Raw genomic sequence first — 16,980 nt, 5'->3', positions numbered from 1 at the left:
AAAGATTAGAGGAAAAGGTTTGTGGGTATATAAATAAAAAGACAATAGGAGGTTATTATGAAACTAAATATCAAAGCTAAGAATTTTAATCTAACAGATGACATCACAAGAGAATCTGAGAAAAAATTTGATAGGTTAGATAAATACTTCCACGAAGAAGAAGAGCTTGATTTGAAATTTGCTAAGGAAGGTGTAGATTTTGAGGTGGAGGCTACTGTATTTTTAGACAATGGCACAATCCTTCGTGCAGAAGCAGCAGATCAGTCTTACCAAAATGCTATCGATAGGGTTATAGATGCCTTAGTTAGACAAATCAGAAAGCATAAGACAAGACTACAAAGAGATAGGAAGACAGGAGAATCAATCAAATTTGAGGCATTAGATTTATATGAATCTGACGAAGAAAAACAAGATGAAGAAGAAATCAAAATTGCTAGAGAAAAATCTATTCCTGTCAAACCAATGAGTGCTGAGGAAGCTATCCTTCAAATGGAACTATTGAATCATAATTTCTTTGTTTACCAAGATGCTAGTGATATGGAAATTAGAGTCGTCTACAAGAGAAGAAAGGGCGACTATGGTATGATAGTACCAACTAAATGATTTTTATAAATCTTTGAGATTTATTTATAACATATATAAAAAATGGGGCTGTTGCAGAATGAATAAATCGTCCCAAATCGCCAGAGGAACCTTGTGAAAAATTTTGCCTCCACGAGCCGGCAGGCTAGGCCAAAAATTTCTCACAAGAGTCTCAAAGAGCCGACGGGCTTTCCTCTAGCGATGGGACGATAGTTATTCATAGTTTTGCAACAGCCCCATATTATTATAAACTCCTATTGAATAATGTAAATTAAGCCTATATAATAAATGGTGGACTATAATAATTATTATTTATTTTACGGAAAATTTACAAGGTATTTTCATCAAATAAAGATGGGATATATTTACAGACTTAAAGCTTAGCAATGATTGAAATTTTGTATAATAAGGGTAGGATAAGTAAAGAATTGGAAGGTGAAAAATTTGGCATTATTTAATTTATTTAAGTCATTTAGTCAAAAAGAAATCGAACAAAATAAAAAGATTGTCGATAAGATTCTAGCACTAGATGAAGATATGCAAAAGTTAACTGATGATCAGTTAAAACATAAAACAGTAGAATTTAAAGAAAGATTAAAAAACGGCGAAACATTAGATGATATTTTAGTAGAAGCATTTGCTGTAGTTAGAGAAGCAAGTGACAGGGTATTAGGTATGAAACATTATCCTGTACAGCTTTTAGGTGGTATTGTACTACATAATGGACAGATAGCAGAGATGAAAACAGGTGAAGGTAAGACTCTTGTAGCAACACTTCCATCTTATCTTAACGCTCTTTCAGGAAAGGGTGTCCACGTAGTAACAGTAAACGACTACCTAGCTAAGCGTGACCAAGAGTGGATGGGTAAAGTTCATACATGGCTTGGTCTAAGTGTTGGTTGTATTATTTACGGACTTACAAATAGCGAAAGAAAAGAAAACTACAACGCTGATATTACCTATGGTACAAACAACCAATTTGGTTTTGACTACCTAAGAGATAACATGGTTATCTACAAAGATGACATGGTACAACGTGGCTTAAACTACGCTATAGTCGATGAGGTTGACTCAATCCTTATAGATGAGGCTAGAACACCACTTATTATCTCAGGCCAAGGCGATGAATCAACAGATACCTATCAAAAGGCAAATGAATTTATTCAAACCCTTGAAGGTAGGATAATCGATCCTAATGAGGATGCTGATATAGACCCATTTGATAGGGAGTTTAAGGTAGAAGATGTAGACTTCTTAGTAGATGAGAAGAGAAAAACTTCAAACCTTACAGAAAAAGGTACAAAGAAGGCTGAACAATTCTTTGGTATCGAAAACTTATCAGACTCTGAAAACCTAGAGCTATCTCACTATATCAACAACGCCCTTAAGGCAAACACAACAATGACAAGAGATATTGACTATGTTGTAAACCATGGCGAAGTAGAAATCGTAGATGAATTTACAGGACGTATCATGCAAGGTAGAAGATTCTCAGATGGTCTTCACCAAGCTATAGAAGCAAAAGAAGGTGTAGAAGTTAAGGCAGAAAGCAAGACCCTAGCTACAATTACCTTCCAAAACTACTTTAGAATGTATGATAAACTTTCAGGTATGACTGGTACTGCAAAGACAGAAGAAGACGAGTTTGATGAAATTTACAAGCTTGACGTAGTAGAAATTCCTACAAATAGACCAGTACAAAGGGTTGATGATGTAGACTATGTTTATATAAATGAACGTGGTAAATTTAATGCCATTATCAACGAAATAAACAAGGTTCACGCAACAGGTCAACCAATCCTTGTTGGTACAATCTCAATTGAAGCAAGTGAGAGATTATCAGATGCCCTAAAGAAAGCTGGCATCAAGCACACAGTACTAAATGCTAAAAACCACGAAAGAGAAGCAGAAATTGTTGCTCAAGCAGGTCGTCTAGGTGCAGTTACAATTGCAACCAACATGGCTGGTCGTGGTACAGATATAACCCTTGGTGGTAACGTAGACTTCATGGCCAAACAAAGGCTAAGAAGAGAAGGAACTTCTGAAGAATTACTAGAAGAAGTTGATTCATTCTCAGCTACAGATGACCAAGAAATTCTTGATATCAGAAAGAAATATAGACACTACAAAGATATCTTTAGACCTGAAATAAAAGCTGAGGAAAAAGAAGTAATAGATGTTGGTGGCCTATATATAATTGGTTCAGAAAGGCATGAATCAAGACGTATAGATAACCAGTTAAGAGGACGTTCAGGTAGACAAGGTGACCCTGGTAAGTCAAGATTCTTCATATCACTAGAGGATGACCTAATCAGACTAAATGGTGGTGAAGCAGTAGCTAAATTTGTTGATTCATACAAATTTGATGAAAATGAACCAATAGTTTCAAAATTAGTTTCTAGATCAATCGAAAAGGCTCAAACAAGAGTAGAAGCAAACAACTTCGCAACAAGAAAGAGAGTCTTACAATACGATGATGTCATGAACAAACAAAGAACTATAATCTACAACGAAAGACGTGAAGTTCTTATGGGCGAAGACATGAAAGAAACTATTATCGATATGATCAAAAATATCATAAGAGAAGCGGTATTTAGCTTTACCAACCCACAAGTAAAACCAGAAAATTGGGAAATGACTGCCCTTCTAAACTACCTAAACGGACTAGGAGTACCAGTAACCCAACTACACTTTGAAAATATTAATTCATACACTCAAGAAAATCTGATTGAATATATAACCCAAGCAACTCTTGCAAAATATGCTGACAAAGAGGCAACATTTGGCCCTGAAGCTATGAGAGAAGTAGAAAGAGTAATCCTTCTAAGGGTAATAGATCAAAAATGGATGGATCACATAGATGCTATGGATCAAATGAGAAAAGAAATCGGAGTAAGAGCTATGGGTCAAGAAGATCCAGTAAGAGCCTACACAAACGAAGGTTTCGACATGTATGAAGAGATGACTAGATCTATCCAAGAAGACACAGTTAAGTTTATGATGAATGTTGAAATGAGACAAAACATCCAAAGAAAACAAGTCCTAGTTCCAGAAGATGAAAGTCTAGAAGAATTAGATAATTCAGATGATGAGGCAAATCTTAACAGGGCAGAACGTCGTAGATTAGAACGTGAAGCTTCAAAATCAAATGTAAAGAGATAAGATGAGAGAAATATTTGAACTAAAAGAAGAAATCAAAAACTTAAGCGAAATCTTAAACTTAATCGGAGATAGTCTTTGACCCAGCTGGTCTTAAAAAAGAAATTGCAGACCTAGAAAAAGAATCAATCAAAGAAGATTTTTGGAATGATTCAGATAGGGCATCAAAGATAATGGCAGACTTATCTGATAAGAAAAGCGACCTAGAAGATTATGAAAAGCTAGAAGCAAGCCTAAGAGATAATGAAGATTTGATTGGTCTAGTTGAATTAAGCGATGAAGATGAGATTCAAACTTTAGAGGAAGTAGACAATAACCTCAAAAAGCTTGAAAAAGATATCAAATCTATGAAGCTAAAGACCCAACTAGATGGTGAGTATGACAAAAACTCCTGCTATCTATCAATAAATGCAGGTGCTGGTGGTCTTGAAGCAACAGATTGGGCAGACATGCTTTATAGGATGTATACTAGATATGCCGAAAAAAGAGGCTACAAGGTAGAAGTCCAGGATATAAACAATGAGGAAGCAGGCGGAATAAAGTCTGCGACCCTCTATATCCAAGGCCCTTATGCCTACGGATATCTTAAGGCAGAAAAAGGCGTTCACAGGCTAGTAAGGATATCACCATTTGATAGCCAGTCAAGACGTCACACATCCTTCTCATCAGTGGATGTCTTTCCAGAGCTTGATGATGATAATGAAATAGAAATCGATCCATCAGACCTAAGAATTGACACCTATAGGGCAAGTGGGGCAGGCGGCCAGCACGTCAATAAGACTGACTCAGCCGTAAGGATAACCCACATTCCAACAGGAGTAGTCGCATCAAGTCAGGCTGAAAGAAGCCAAATGCAAAATAAAGAAACTGCAATGAAGCTTCTTTTATCAAAGCTTATCCAGATTAAGGAAGAAGAAAAAAGAGAAAAAATAGAAGATATCCAAGGCAAATATTCACAAATTGCCTGGGGTAGCCAGATAAGATCATATGTTTTCCAACCCTACACCATGGTCAAAGACCACAGGACAAATTATGAGATGGGAAATGTAGAAGCTGTAATGGATGGCGATATCCAGGGCTTTATAGATGCTTATCTAGCAAAAAATGAAAATTAATAGGGGCTGTTGCAAAACTATGAATAACTATCGTCCCATCATTAGAGGGTTCTCATAGAAAATTTTTGGCCTAGCCTGCCGGCTCGTTGAGGCAAAATTTTCGTGGAGGTTCCTCTAATGATTTGGGACGATTTATTCATTCTGCGACGGTCCCTCTTTTTTACATGAAGGGAGAAGAAATGGGAGATATAATTTTAACAGGCGATAGGCCAACAGGTAGACTTCACCTAGGCCATTATGTAGGTAGTCTTAAAAACAGGGTGAAAATGCAAAATGAAGGAAACTTTGACAAGATGTATGTCATGATTGCAGATAGCCAGGCCCTAACAGATAATTTTGACAATCCAGCAAAGATTCGTGAAAACCTTATCGAGGTTGCCCTTGATTACTTAAGTGTTGGTCTTGACCCAGAAAAGGTGACGATTTTTGTCCAGTCACAGATAGAACAACTAACAGAACTTACTTTTTACTACCTAAACCTTGTAACCCTATCAAGGCTTGAAAGAAATCCAACTGTAAAAAGTGAGATAAAGCTAAGAAATTTTGAAACCAGCCTTCCAGCAGGATTTTTAATCTATCCAGTAAGCCAGGCAGCAGACATTCTATTATTTGATGCCAATATAGTGCCTGTTGGTGAGGACCAAGAGCCAATGCTAGAGCAGGCAAGAGAGATAGCAAGAAGTTTTAATAATATCTATGGCCAGGTCTTTATAGAACCAAAGGCAGTCCTCCCTGATCAAAAAATCGCCCGCCGCATGCCAGGCATAGATGGGGCAGCTAAAATGAGCAAGTCCTTAGGCAATGCCATCTACCTAGCAGACACTAAGGCAGATGTAAAGAAAAAGGTCATGAGTATGTATACAGACCCAGACCATATCAATATCGACGACCCAGGTAAGGTTGAGGGAAATATTGTCTTTACCTACCTAGATGTTTTTTCAAATGATAGTCATTTTGAAAAATATTTGCCAGAATACAAAAATCTTGACGAGCTAAAGGCCCACTACCAAAGGGGAGGCCTAGGTGATGTTAAGTGCAAGAAATTTTTAATCAAGGTCCTAGAAGAAGAACTTGCCCCAATTAGGGAAAAAAGAGCCTACTATGAACAACACATAGATGAGGTCTTTGACATACTTAAGAGGGGCAGTGAGGAAGCCAGAAGCAAGGGAAGCGAGAAGCTTAACCAAGTTAAAGCGGCCATGGGAATTGATTATTTCAACGATAGAAAGCTTATAGCAGAAATAGAGAAAAAATACCAAGGATAAGTTATGAAGCTTCCAAAAACTAAATCCAAGACCATATTCGTCTTATCGGCTGCAGGTTCTGCAGTCGGTATGGCCAATGTTTGGGGCTTTCCTTATAAATTCCATAAGGGCGGACTCTTCTTTTTGATATTTTATTTGTTTTTTATAAGTCTTTTCGCCTATGTAGGCCTATCTAGTGAATTTGCCATAGGCAGAATGGGCAAGGGATCAGTTGTAGGTTCTTATGAAAAAGCTATAAAGACCAATTACAAAAGCTCAAAAATAGCAAGTTTTTATGGTTACATACCTATGGTAATTTCTCTTATCATAGCAATTGGTTATACTATTATAGTTTCCTACGTGGCAAAGGCTTTCATAGATACCTTAAATGGAACACTTGCCACAACAAGCTCAAGCATCTGGTTTGAAAATTTCTCATCCAGGTCTTTCGCAGTAATAGAAACTCACCTAGTAATAGTAATTGTAGCGATAGTAATGAGTCTTGGTGGCTTTAAATCAATGCAAAGAATAAACTCCATCCTCATGCCTACTATGATAGTCATATATATTATAGTGATGATAAGGATGAGTGGGCTTGAAAGAATTGAAGAAGGTTATAGCTTGCTATTTAGGATTGACCTTGAAAACCTTTCTATAGGTACGGCGATTTCTGCCATGGGGGATGCGCTTTTTGCCCTTTCTATAACTGGTTTTGGTATGATCTTTATGGGAAGGATGCTAGCTGATAATCAAGATGTAATAGTAGATTCAAAGCTTACAGCTATATTTGATACATTAGTAGCTTTACTTTCAGCCTTTATAATTGTTCCAGCCATAGTTGTTTTTGAAATGGGCCATGCCAAGGGGCCTGAACTAATCTTTCATATCCTACCGACTATATTTGCAAATATTCCAATAGGTAGGGGCTTTGCTTGTTTGTTTTATCTAGCCATAATTATGGCAGGACTTACATCTTTACAAAATATCTTTGAATCTGTCGGAGATACTTTGGTTAAGAAATTGAAAATATCAGATAAGTTTGCCCTAGGCCTTGTGGGTAGCTTTGTATTTATGCTAGGAGTATTTCTCCACCCAATTGGAGTATGGGAGCCTTTTATGGACATCACCCTCTACTATATAATCCCACTAGGAGCAGTATCTGGTTCTATAATTTGGTTCTATGTTATGGATAAGAATGTTCTTTTAAATGAAATAAATAAGGGAGCAAAGAAAAAACAAAGTGAAAAATTTATTAAGATTGGCAGGTACATTTATACACCTCTTGTAATTATTATTTGTATCTTGTCGATAATAAGTCATTAAAGCTAGCTTGCCTAGCTTTTTTTATATAAAAAATTTTATTTGAATTTTGTTTTTTAAGCTATATAATACTTAATATACTTTATCCCAGTATAGGAGTATATATACAAAGTTTGTATAAATAAAGTTAAATAAATAATTTTATATAAGGAGCTATTATGAACAAATTTTCATCGAAATTAGGTTTTATCCTAACGGCGGTTGGTTCTGCCGTGGGAATGGCAAATGTGTGGGGCTTTCCATACAAGTTTCAAAAGGGAGGAATAGTTTTTTTAATTGCCTACATATTTTTTATAAGTATTTTTGCTTACTGTGGCCTTGCAAGTGAGTTTGCAGTAGGTAGGTATGCTCACACAGGTACTCTTGGTGCCTACCAAAAGGCATTTAAAAGTCGCAAGGAAGATACAATCTTAGGCAAATTTATTGGTTACATTCCACTTATTGGATCTCTAATGATTGCTATTGGTTATGCAGTAATTGTTGCCTACGTTTTAAAAGCCTTGGTAGATTCTCTAACCGGTTCACTTTTAACTGTAGATACGACAAGCTACTTTGATAGTTTTTCTATGAAGCCTTTCTCAGTGGTTCCTTACCACTTTTTTATCATAGCTATTACCCTACTTTCTTGTATTGGTGGTGCATCTACTATTGAAAAATCTAATAAAATCATGATGCCGACCTTCTTTGTGCTTTTTGTAATCCTTGCTATTAGGATCCTAACTCTTCCTAATGCCTTTGAGGGATACAAGTACATGTTTAGATTTGATAAAGACATGCTAAATTGGGGAACAATTCTTATGGCCATGGGCCAAGCCTTTTTCTCCCTATCAGTAACTGGATCTGGTATGCTAGTTGTAGGTGCTTATCTATCTGATGATGAAGACATAATTTCATCTTCAAAAATGACAGGATTTCTAGATACTGTAGCAGCCATGCTTGCTTCTTTTGTAATGATTCCAGCAATAATTGTCTACAACATGGACCAGGCAGGTGGACCAGGACTCTTATTCCAAGTCCTACCTACAATCTTACAAGATATGGGCTTTGGTAGAGTATTTGCTATTATCTTATATGTTGCAGTTGTCTTTGGTGGTATATCATCCCTTCAAAATATGTTTGAGGTAGTAGCAGAATCTCTCATGCAAAGGCATCCAAAATTAAAACGTAATCTAGTTTTATTTTTAATAGGCCTTGTCGTTTTTGCTATAGGTGTAAATATGGAAATGATTAGCAGCTGGGGACCATTTATGGACTTTATCTCAATCTACGTTATACCAATAGGGGCGATGATTGGTGCTATAACTTGGTTCTGGATCTTGAAAAAAGATCAGCTTCTTGGAGCAATTAACCTAGGTGCTAAAAAACAATACGGAAATACTTGGTACAATATAGGTAAATTCCTATATGTTCCATTAGCAGTTATCTTATGTTTGATCGCAATTATTTTTAGAATATCATTTTAAAAAAAGAGCAGGCCTTTGCCTGCTTTTTCTTGTATGACGGGCATGTCCTAAGGCTGGGGTGAAATTCCCTACAGAGCGTAGTTACCAACGAATCTAATAGCGACCCCGAAGTTTTAGGTGGCGACATCTAGGAGAGAAGAACGGGTAGCGAAATCGTGGCTNTTTTCTTGTATGACGGGCATGTCCTAAGGCTGGGGTGAAATTCCCTACAGAGCGTAGTTACCAACGAATCTAATAGCGACCCCGAAGTTTTAGGTGGCGACATCTAGGAGAGAAGAACGGGTAGCGAAATCGTGGCTTGACGAACAGAAACAGAATATAAGGCGTAACAGGTGGGCAAGCTAGCAAGAGATAGCAAAGACCCAAAAGGTAACCGTAAACCCAAAGCGTAAATTCTGCAAGTAAACGATGAAAGTATTAGGACTTATCCCGTGAGGTCTCATAGACGACGCAGTAGTAACAACGAACTATGAGAAGTCAGCAGAAGTCATAGTAGGTGGAAACACCGAAGGACCGAACAATTTAACAGCATAAGCAAAATGTATGTAGCATAACAAATCTGACAGAGAAAGTAGAAGAAACGTAAATGAACTCAAAATCTCACACCTAAGAAAAAGTTATGTAAGCGGAAAGGAGCAAGTGCACACATGGAAGATAATTTAATAAATCAAATCCTAAACCCAGAAAATATGCACCAAGCCAAAGTAAAAGTTATCTCCAATAAAGGAGCAGCTGGAACAGACGGAATAAGTGTAGAAGAAATAGATGAATACATCAAAGAAAATTGGGCAAGGATAAGACAAGAAATAATCGAAAGACGCTACAAACCACAACCAGTACTCCGAGTAGAAATCCCAAAACCAAACGGAGGAAAAAGAAAACTCGGAATACCAACAGTAATGGACAGAATAATCCAACAAGCAATCGTACAAGTACTAACCCCAATAATAGATAAAAGATTTTCTGAAACAAGCTATGGCTTCAGACCAGGAAGAAACTGTCAAATGGCAATAACCAAAAGCCTAGAATACTTAAATGATGGATTTGGATGGGTAGTAGACATAGACCTAGAAAAATTCTTCGACAAAGTGCCACAAGATAAACTAATGAGCATAGTCCATGAGCATATCAAAGCACCAGACACAGAGTCACTAATCAGAAAATACTTAAAAGTGGGAATAATGAACAAAGGTATATACGAAAAAAGTGAAATAGGAACGCCTCAGGGAGGAAACCTATCACCACTCCTAAGCAACATCATGCTAGACAAACTAGACAAAGAGCTAGAAGCAAGAAAGCTTAGATACACAAGATATGCAGATGATTGTCTAATATTTGTAGGAAGTAAAGCAGCAGCAACAAGAGTAATGCATTCAGTAACAAGATTCATAGAAAACAAACTTGGCTTAAAAGTAAATGCAGAAAAAAGCAAAATAACAAGACCAAACAAAATAAAATATCTTGGATTTGGCTACTGGAAAGACAACAAAACAAATCAATGGAAAGCACGAGTCCATGAAACATCATTTAAAAGATTCAAGGATAAAATAAAGAAACTAACCACAAGAAAATGGCCAGTATCCCTAGAATACAGAATCAAAAAGATAAATGAAGTAATAAGAGGCTGGATAAACTACTTTAAAATAGCAAGCATGAAAAGCAAACTAAAAAGTTTTAGCGAGCACCTAAGAACCAGACTCAGAATAATATGCTGGAAAATGTGGAAAGTACCAAAGAAAAGACAATGGGCGTTAAGAAAAATGGGAATAGTAAAAGACCTAGCAAGATTAACATCCTATTGTGGAAACAGATACTACTTTGTAGCAACAAAAACCTGCTTAGTAAGAGCAATCACAAAAGAAAGATTAAGTAAAACAGGCTTAATTGACCCTTATGATTACTACATAAGCAGGTCATGTGTAAATTAAATTGAACCGCCGTATGCCGAACGGCACGTACGGTGGTGTGAAAGGGGCTAGATCTTAGCCCCTATTCGATTAGTAAATTACAAAAAATCCCTCTTGGCAAAGTGCCAGAGGGATAAAGTTTTATTTAAGGACCAATTCTGAAAGTTTAAGGGGTTCGATGTATTCTTCGCCCTTATAAACTCTCATGTTTCCGCCTGAGATTTCATCAATCAATAAGATATTATTATTTTCATCAAGACCAAATTCTAATTTTATATCGTATAGATCAAGGCCTTTTTCTTTTAGAATATCACGGATTAGACCACAAATTTCTTTTGTTAGTCTTTTTAGTTCTTCGTATTGATCGGCTGTCGCAATATTTAGGGCTTCTAGGCAGTCTTTAGAAATTGTAGGATCGCCTGCAGCATCATCTTTGATTGTTATTTCAAAAAAAGCATCTAGTGGTGCACCTTCTTCTATGTATTTGCCATATCTTTTGTAAAAAGAACCTACTGCCCTGTACCTACAGATAAATTCAAGACCCTTGCCGAAAACCTTAGCTTTTTTAACTTCCATAGTATTTTCATCAATATTTGCAGCAACATAGTGGGTTGGGATATTTTTTTCATTTAGTTTGTTAAAGAAAAATTCTGTCATCCTTAGTCCAGCCTTGCCAGCGCCATCAATTGAAAGACCAACTTGATTTTCGCCTGGATCAAATACCCCGTCCTTGCCTGTTACATCATCCTTAAATTTCATCAAGATATTGCCATTTTCTAGGCTATAAATATCCTTTGTTTTGCCCTTGTAAATTAAATCCATCATAGTCTCCTTTAGAATTTTTACAATTACGATATAATATTTAGAACTTTCTTACAAGTAAATTTTATTTATTAAGAATAATTTGTCAAGTTTGTGATTAAAAATTTATTTTTGCTTTAGCTATTGAAAAAAATAATAAAATAGATATACTAATTTTGTAGAAGAAAAGTTAAGGAGTTAAAATGTCAAAAGTAGCTGTTATTATGGGTTCAAAATCTGACTATAAGACTATGAAAGAGTGTTGTGCTGTGTTTGATAAGTTCGGCATTGATTACGACAAGAGGGTTATTAGCGCGCATAGGACGCCAGAGTTGATGGTTGACTTTGCTAAAAACGCTAGAAAAAATGGATACAGCCTAATAATTGCTGCAGCTGGTGGTGCTGCACATTTACCAGGTATGGTTGCTGCGTCAACTACTTTACCTGTGATTGGTGTCCCAATAAAATCATCTACCCTAAACGGCGTTGACTCGCTTCTTTCTATTGTACAAATGCCATATGGTGTGCCAGTTGCAACCATGGCTATAGGAGAGGCAGGTGCAAAAAACGCTGCTATTACAGCCCTTGCAATTCTGGCTATAAATGATGAAAAATTAGCTGAAAAATACAGGGATTTTAAAATTGAATTAGAAAATATAGTAAAGGAAGATATGAAATTATGATTCAGACTATATTACCAAAAAGCACTATCGGTATAATCGGTGGCGGCCAACTTGGAAGAATGCTAGCTATGAGCGCAAAAGAAATGGGCTACAAGGTTGCAATTCTAGATCCAGGTGAAGACGCCTGCGCAAGAAAATTTGCAGATTATTTTATCCATAGTGCTTTTAATGTATACGAAAATATTGAAAAACTATGCCAGATGAGCGATGTTGTGACTTTTGAGTTTGAAAATATCGACATAGCTTCTTATAAGAAGCTTGAAAATAAATATAATTTCGTCCAATCATCAAGACTCTTAGAAATAAGCCAGCATAGGCTTACAGAAAAGGAATATGCCAAGTCCTTGGGAATTCCTACTGTAAAATATTTTGATGCCAATAAGGATGATTACAATATTGATGGCAAATATGTGATGAAAACCACTAGGTTTGGCTATGATGGCAAGGGACAAAAAATTATTTCTTCAAATGAAGAAGTAGAAAAAGATACTATCCTTGAAGAGCTAATTGACCTTGATAAGGAAATTTCTGTAGTGGCTGTCAAAGATATCGAAGGAATTCAGATTGTAGCTGTGGTCGAAAATGAACATAGAAACAATATCCTCTATAGGTCAAATATTCCTGCAAGGATTAGCAAAGACCAAGAGGCTAAGGCAATTGACTATACAAAAAGAATCCTAGAGGACAATGACTATTATGGAGTCCTTACTGTGGAGTATTTTATTTCAAATGGGGAAGTAATTTTTAATGAAATAGCCCCTAGGGTCCATAATTCAGGTCACATTACCCAGGAATCTGCTACAAAATCCCAGTTTAGGGCCCATATCGAAGGCATTTGCGGCCTAAAAGTGGGAAAAATCGAAAATAGAGAGGCGACTCTTTATAACATCTTAGGCCAAAATGAAGAATATTTTATAAATTTAATCACAAAAAAACAAGGCTATCTTCACTTATACGAAAAGGAAGCTCGCCACAATAGGAAAATCGGTCACATGAACTTTTTAGGAAATGTATATTTGGAGGATGACTTTGAATAAGAGAATATTTGTACAAAAAAAACCAGCCTATGACAGGGAAAGTGAAGATCTTAAAAATCTTTTGAATAGAGATTTTAAACTTGCTATAAAAAATCTTAAAACTTACGTAATCTATGACCTTTACAATATAACAGAAGACTTGTATGAAAAGGCAAAGGAAAGAGTGTTTTCAGAAGTAATGATAGATCAGGTTTTTGAAGACATTGACCTTAATGGCAAAACTTACATAGCCTACGAAACTCTCCCAGCCCAATACGACCAAAGATCAGACTCTGCTATGCAGGCTTTAAAATTAATTGATGATAAGGCAGATGTCTTAGTTAGGGCAGGCAAGCTTGTCCTAATTGATGGGGAAGTTTCTGAGGAAAAATTAGGAGAAATAAAAAAATATCTAATAAATCCAATCGAGTCTTCTGAAAAAGACCTTTCTAAGATGGATTTTTCAATAGATTCACAAATGAAGTCATTAAGAGATTTGACTGGTTTTAGGGACTATGGCAAGAATGAACTAGAAGGACTTATCAAAGACCTATCCCTTGCCCTTGATCTAGAAGATTTAGAATTCATTCAAGACCATTACAAAAAAGAAGGCAGGGACCCAAGTGAAACTGAAATCTATGTCCTAGACGTATTTTGGTCAGACCACTGCAGGCATACAACCTTTGAGACAAGTCTTGATGAAGTTAAAATTAATTCAAAACTATTTCAAGATGAAATGCAAGCAGCCTTTGATTATTACTTATCCTTAAGAGAAGAACTTGGAATTACTAAGCCTGTTAGACTTATGGATATGGCATCAATTATTGGCAAATATCATACAAAGGTCCTTGGTGATAAAAATATAGAAGTGAGTGAGGAAATTAACGCTTGTTCCTTCTTTACAGATATTGAAAATAAGGGCAAGAAAGAAAAATGGCTCATCCAATTTAAAAATGAAACCCACAACCACCCATCAGAAATCGAGCCATTTGGTGGGGCATCTACCTGTATAGGTGGGGCTATAAGAGATCCGCTTTCCGGTAGGTCCTATGTTTACCAGGCTATGAGAGTGTCAGGTGCGGGAAATATCCTAGAAAAAAGAGAAGATACCCTTGCAAATAAGCTTGCTCAAGTAGAAATATCTAAGGGTAAGGCCCTAGGAAATTCCTCTTACGGCAACCAAATAGGTCTTGCAACAACTTTTGTAAGAGAAATCTACGACCCATCCTATGTAGCTAAAACCATGGAAGTAGGAGCTGTTGTCGGAGCTGTAAAAGATGGGGACTACAAGAGAGAAGAATTAGTTCCTGGTGATATTGTCGTAATGATTGGTGGAAGAACTGGTCGTGATGGTATACAAGGAGCCTCAGGCTCATCTGTAATCCACGATGATTCATCTTTAACAACAGCTTCTAGCCAAGTTCAAAAGGGCAATCCAGTAGAAGAACGCAAGATTCAGAGACTCTTTAGAAAGCCAGAAGTAACAAGACTAATTAAAAAATCAAACGACTTTGGTGCAGGTGGTGTATCTGTAGCCATAGGCGAGCTTTCAGAAGGTATAGAAATCTTCCTTGATAGGGTCAAAACCAAATACCAGGGCCTAAATCCAACAGAAATTGCCATATCCGAATCTCAAGAGAGAATGGCAGTGGGTCTTGATAAAAAAGACTATGAAGCCTTTATAAAAGAATGTCAAAAAGAAAACATTGAATACGTTCATGTGGCAAATATAACTGACAAAAACCGCCTAGAAATGTATTACGGAGACGCAAAAATTGTAGATTTTAGCGCAGAATTTTTGGCAACAGCAGGAGTCAGAAAACACGCCAAGGCAGAACTGGTTGACAATGTAAGGGAAAATCCTTTTGTTAAAAGAGAAGTGACAAAAGAAGCAATCCTTGATGAGCTAAAAGATTTAAATGTCACCAACCAAAAAGGCATGGCTTCTATGTTTGATGCTTCTGTTGGTGCTCAATCTGTAATGATGCCATTTGCTGGCAAGGAAAGGATAACACCTGTCCAAGCTTCAGTTGCAGCTATTCCTACCCTTTATTCAACACCAGATACAGCAACTATCCTGGCCTACGGCTTTATACCAAAGATATCAAAATATTCACCATTCTTATCAAGTATATATGCTGTTTTAGAATCTGTAGCAAAAGTCTATGCAGTTGGTGGAAATAGGGAATCTCTTTATTTCTCCTTCCAAGAATATTTTGAAAAGCTCCTAGATGACCCTAAAAAATGGGGAAAGGTAAGCCAGGCCATGCTCGGATCAATCATTGCCCAAAAAGAAATTGGAAGACCTTCTATAGGCGGCAAGGACTCCATGTCAGGATCCTTTAATGATATAAATGTAGTTGAAACATTAATATCCTTTGCTTGTACACCGATTAAAATTTCTGATGTAATTACTCCTGACCTTAAAAAAATTGGCAATAAACTATACATCATAGAAATAGAAAAAGATGCCAAGGCTTATCCAAATCTAGAAACAGTCATGGTAGATTTTGAAAAATTAAATGCTTATATCAAGGATAAAAAAGTAGTATCAGCCTATGTCCAAGATTTTGGTTCTGTTTCTTCATCTTTAATTAAGATGGGTCTTGGAAATAAATTAGGCTTTACAATAGACTATGATGCAGCTCTTGACTTTAATCCATGTTCAATAGTTGTCGAAGCAAATTCAGATCTTGATTTTAAAGAAATAGGAGTGGTAAGCGAAGAAATTTCTATAAATGGCATTGAAATAGGATTTGATGAAGCAGAAAAAGCCTATATGTCAACTCTTGAAGAGATTTATCCAACCTATTACAATAAGGATGGCGAAAAGACAGAAAATATTTCGACACAGGGAAGTGAGAAGAGATACTACAAGGAAAAGATCGATGATGTTAGGGTAGTAATTCCTGTATTTCCAGGTACAAACTCAGAATATGATACCCAAAAGGCCTTCGAAGAAGCTGGTGCAAGAGTAAAACAAGTTGTTTTTAGAAATACAAGGGAAAATGATATAAATGATTCTATAGATGAATTTGTAAAAGAAATTGAAAAATCCCATATTATAGCCTTCCCTGGTGGATTTTCAGCAGGAGATGAGCCAGATGGTTCAGCCAAATTTATAGTAAATATCCTTAAAAATGATAAGGTAAAAAAGGCAATTCATGACCACTTGGCTGATAAGAGGCTAATACTTGGTATATGCAATGGCTTCCAAGCCCTTATAAAATCAGGACTTATACCTTATGGAGAAATTAGAGACCTAGATTCAAAAGATTTAAGTTTATTTAGAAATACAGGCTTTAGGCACATATCAGATACAGCTATAACAAGGTGCGCCAATACAAATTCACCTTGGACCCAAGATTTTAATTTAGATGACCTACACGAACTTGTCCTAAGCCATGGCGAAGGAAGATTAGTAGGCGACAGGATAGAAGAATTTAAGGACCTTGCAGCCTTCCAATACGTAGACCCTGATGGAGATGCTAGCATGAATGGCAAGTACAATCCAAACGGATCAGCCTACGCTATAGAGGGGATGGTCAGCAAGGATGGCTTGATTTTAGGAAAGATGGGCCATTCTGAAAGATCATACAAGACTCTTTACAAGACCCAAACTATAAGAGAAAGACAAGATATATTTAAAAACGGTGTAAAATATTTCACCAGATAAAATTTATTAAGGAG

11 protein-coding genes are annotated in these 16,980 nt (G+C 36.5%); 10 read left to right on the top strand and 1 reads right to left on the bottom strand.

From position 1 onward, the window contains the following. Nucleotides 1-57 precede the first annotated feature (57 nt). The 7 genes from hpf to ltrA all read left to right on the top strand — a co-directional run bounded on the left by hpf (nucleotide 58) and on the right by ltrA (nucleotide 10,811). Nucleotides 58-603: a ribosome hibernation-promoting factor, HPF/YfiA family gene (gene hpf / locus C8269_RS05305; RefSeq protein ID WP_106460700.1), complete on the top strand. Its 546-nt coding sequence runs from the start codon at nucleotides 58-60 to the stop codon at nucleotides 601-603. A gap of 423 nt (nucleotides 604-1,026) precedes the next feature. Continuing rightward, on the top strand, nucleotides 1,027-3,744 hold the full coding sequence (gene secA, locus C8269_RS05300; protein ID WP_106460699.1) for a preprotein translocase subunit SecA: 2,718 nt from the start codon (nucleotides 1,027-1,029) through the stop codon (nucleotides 3,742-3,744). A gap of 1 nt (nucleotide 3,745) precedes the next feature. Continuing rightward, a protein-coding gene (gene prfB / locus C8269_RS05295; protein ID WP_106460698.1) for a peptide chain release factor 2 occupies nucleotides 3,746-4,856 on the top strand; the annotation gives its coding sequence in 2 pieces (ribosomal slippage) (nucleotides 3,746-3,820 and nucleotides 3,822-4,856; 1,110 coding nt in all). Between the two features lie 179 nt (nucleotides 4,857-5,035). Then, on the top strand, nucleotides 5,036-6,121 hold the full coding sequence (trpS, locus tag C8269_RS05290) for a tryptophan--tRNA ligase (RefSeq protein ID WP_106460697.1): 1,086 nt from the start codon (nucleotides 5,036-5,038) through the stop codon (nucleotides 6,119-6,121). 3 nt (nucleotides 6,122-6,124) lie between these two features. Next, entirely contained in the window at nucleotides 6,125-7,423 is a 1,299-nt protein-coding gene (locus C8269_RS05285; protein ID WP_106460696.1) for a sodium-dependent transporter, read from the top strand. A 155-nt stretch (nucleotides 7,424-7,578) separates the two neighbouring features. Continuing rightward, nucleotides 7,579-8,883, top strand: coding sequence for a sodium-dependent transporter (locus tag C8269_RS05280; RefSeq protein WP_106460695.1), 1,305 nt, complete (start codon nucleotides 7,579-7,581; stop codon nucleotides 8,881-8,883). A gap of 647 nt (nucleotides 8,884-9,530) precedes the next feature. Further along, nucleotides 9,531-10,811, top strand: a complete 1,281-nt coding sequence (gene ltrA, locus C8269_RS05275) for a group II intron reverse transcriptase/maturase (RefSeq protein WP_106459861.1) — start codon at nucleotides 9,531-9,533, stop codon at nucleotides 10,809-10,811. 120 nt (nucleotides 10,812-10,931) lie between these two features. Here the strand turns inward: ltrA and C8269_RS05270 are convergent, their stop codons facing one another. Further along, nucleotides 10,932-11,612 (bottom strand): phosphoribosylaminoimidazolesuccinocarboxamide synthase, encoded by a 681-nt coding sequence (locus C8269_RS05270; protein ID WP_106460694.1) that lies wholly within the window; start codon nucleotides 11,610-11,612, stop codon nucleotides 10,932-10,934. 182 nt (nucleotides 11,613-11,794) lie between these two features. Between C8269_RS05270 and purE the strand changes: the two genes are divergently transcribed. The 3 genes from purE to C8269_RS05255 are packed head-to-tail and all read left to right on the top strand — an operon-like array spanning nucleotide 11,795 to nucleotide 16,966. After that, complete coding sequence (gene purE / locus C8269_RS05265) at nucleotides 11,795-12,274, top strand: 5-(carboxyamino)imidazole ribonucleotide mutase (protein ID WP_106460693.1); 480 nt, start codon at nucleotides 11,795-11,797, stop codon at nucleotides 12,272-12,274. Next, nucleotides 12,271-13,311, top strand: coding sequence for a 5-(carboxyamino)imidazole ribonucleotide synthase (locus C8269_RS05260; protein ID WP_106460692.1), 1,041 nt, complete (start codon nucleotides 12,271-12,273; stop codon nucleotides 13,309-13,311). The genes purE and C8269_RS05260 overlap by 4 nt, the downstream gene beginning before the upstream one ends. Next, entirely contained in the window at nucleotides 13,298-16,966 is a 3,669-nt protein-coding gene (locus tag C8269_RS05255; protein ID WP_106460691.1) for a phosphoribosylformylglycinamidine synthase, read from the top strand. The genes C8269_RS05260 and C8269_RS05255 overlap by 14 nt, the downstream gene beginning before the upstream one ends. The last annotated feature ends 14 nt before the right edge of the window (nucleotides 16,967-16,980 follow it).

Origin of the sequence: Anaerococcus sp. Marseille-P3915 (genome assembly GCF_900258475.1) — a bacterium.
GTDB classification, from domain to species: Bacteria; Bacillota; Clostridia; order Tissierellales; family Peptoniphilaceae; genus Anaerococcus; species Anaerococcus kampingae.
This window is presented reverse-complemented; position numbering and strand designations above follow the sequence as displayed.

Bases quoted from the DNA above. Each gene is read 5' to 3' on its own strand.
- hpf (WP_106460700.1), top strand. From the start codon at position 58: ATGAAACTAAATATCAAAGCTAAGAATTTTAATCTAACAGATGACATC.
- trpS (WP_106460697.1), top strand. From the start codon at position 5,036: ATGGGAGATATAATTTTAACAGGCGATAGGCCAACAGGTAGACTTCAC.
- C8269_RS05285 (WP_106460696.1), top strand. From the start codon at position 6,125: ATGAAGCTTCCAAAAACTAAATCCAAGACCATATTCGTCTTATCGGCT.
- C8269_RS05280 (WP_106460695.1), top strand. From the start codon at position 7,579: ATGAACAAATTTTCATCGAAATTAGGTTTTATCCTAACGGCGGTTGGT.
- ltrA (WP_106459861.1), top strand. From the start codon at position 9,531: ATGGAAGATAATTTAATAAATCAAATCCTAAACCCAGAAAATATGCAC.
- C8269_RS05270 (WP_106460694.1), bottom strand. From the start codon at position 11,612: ATGGATTTAATTTACAAGGGCAAAACAAAGGATATTTATAGCCTAGAA.
- purE (WP_106460693.1), top strand. From the start codon at position 11,795: ATGTCAAAAGTAGCTGTTATTATGGGTTCAAAATCTGACTATAAGACT.
- C8269_RS05260 (WP_106460692.1), top strand. From the start codon at position 12,271: ATGATTCAGACTATATTACCAAAAAGCACTATCGGTATAATCGGTGGC.
- C8269_RS05255 (WP_106460691.1), top strand. From the start codon at position 13,298: ATGACTTTGAATAAGAGAATATTTGTACAAAAAAAACCAGCCTATGAC.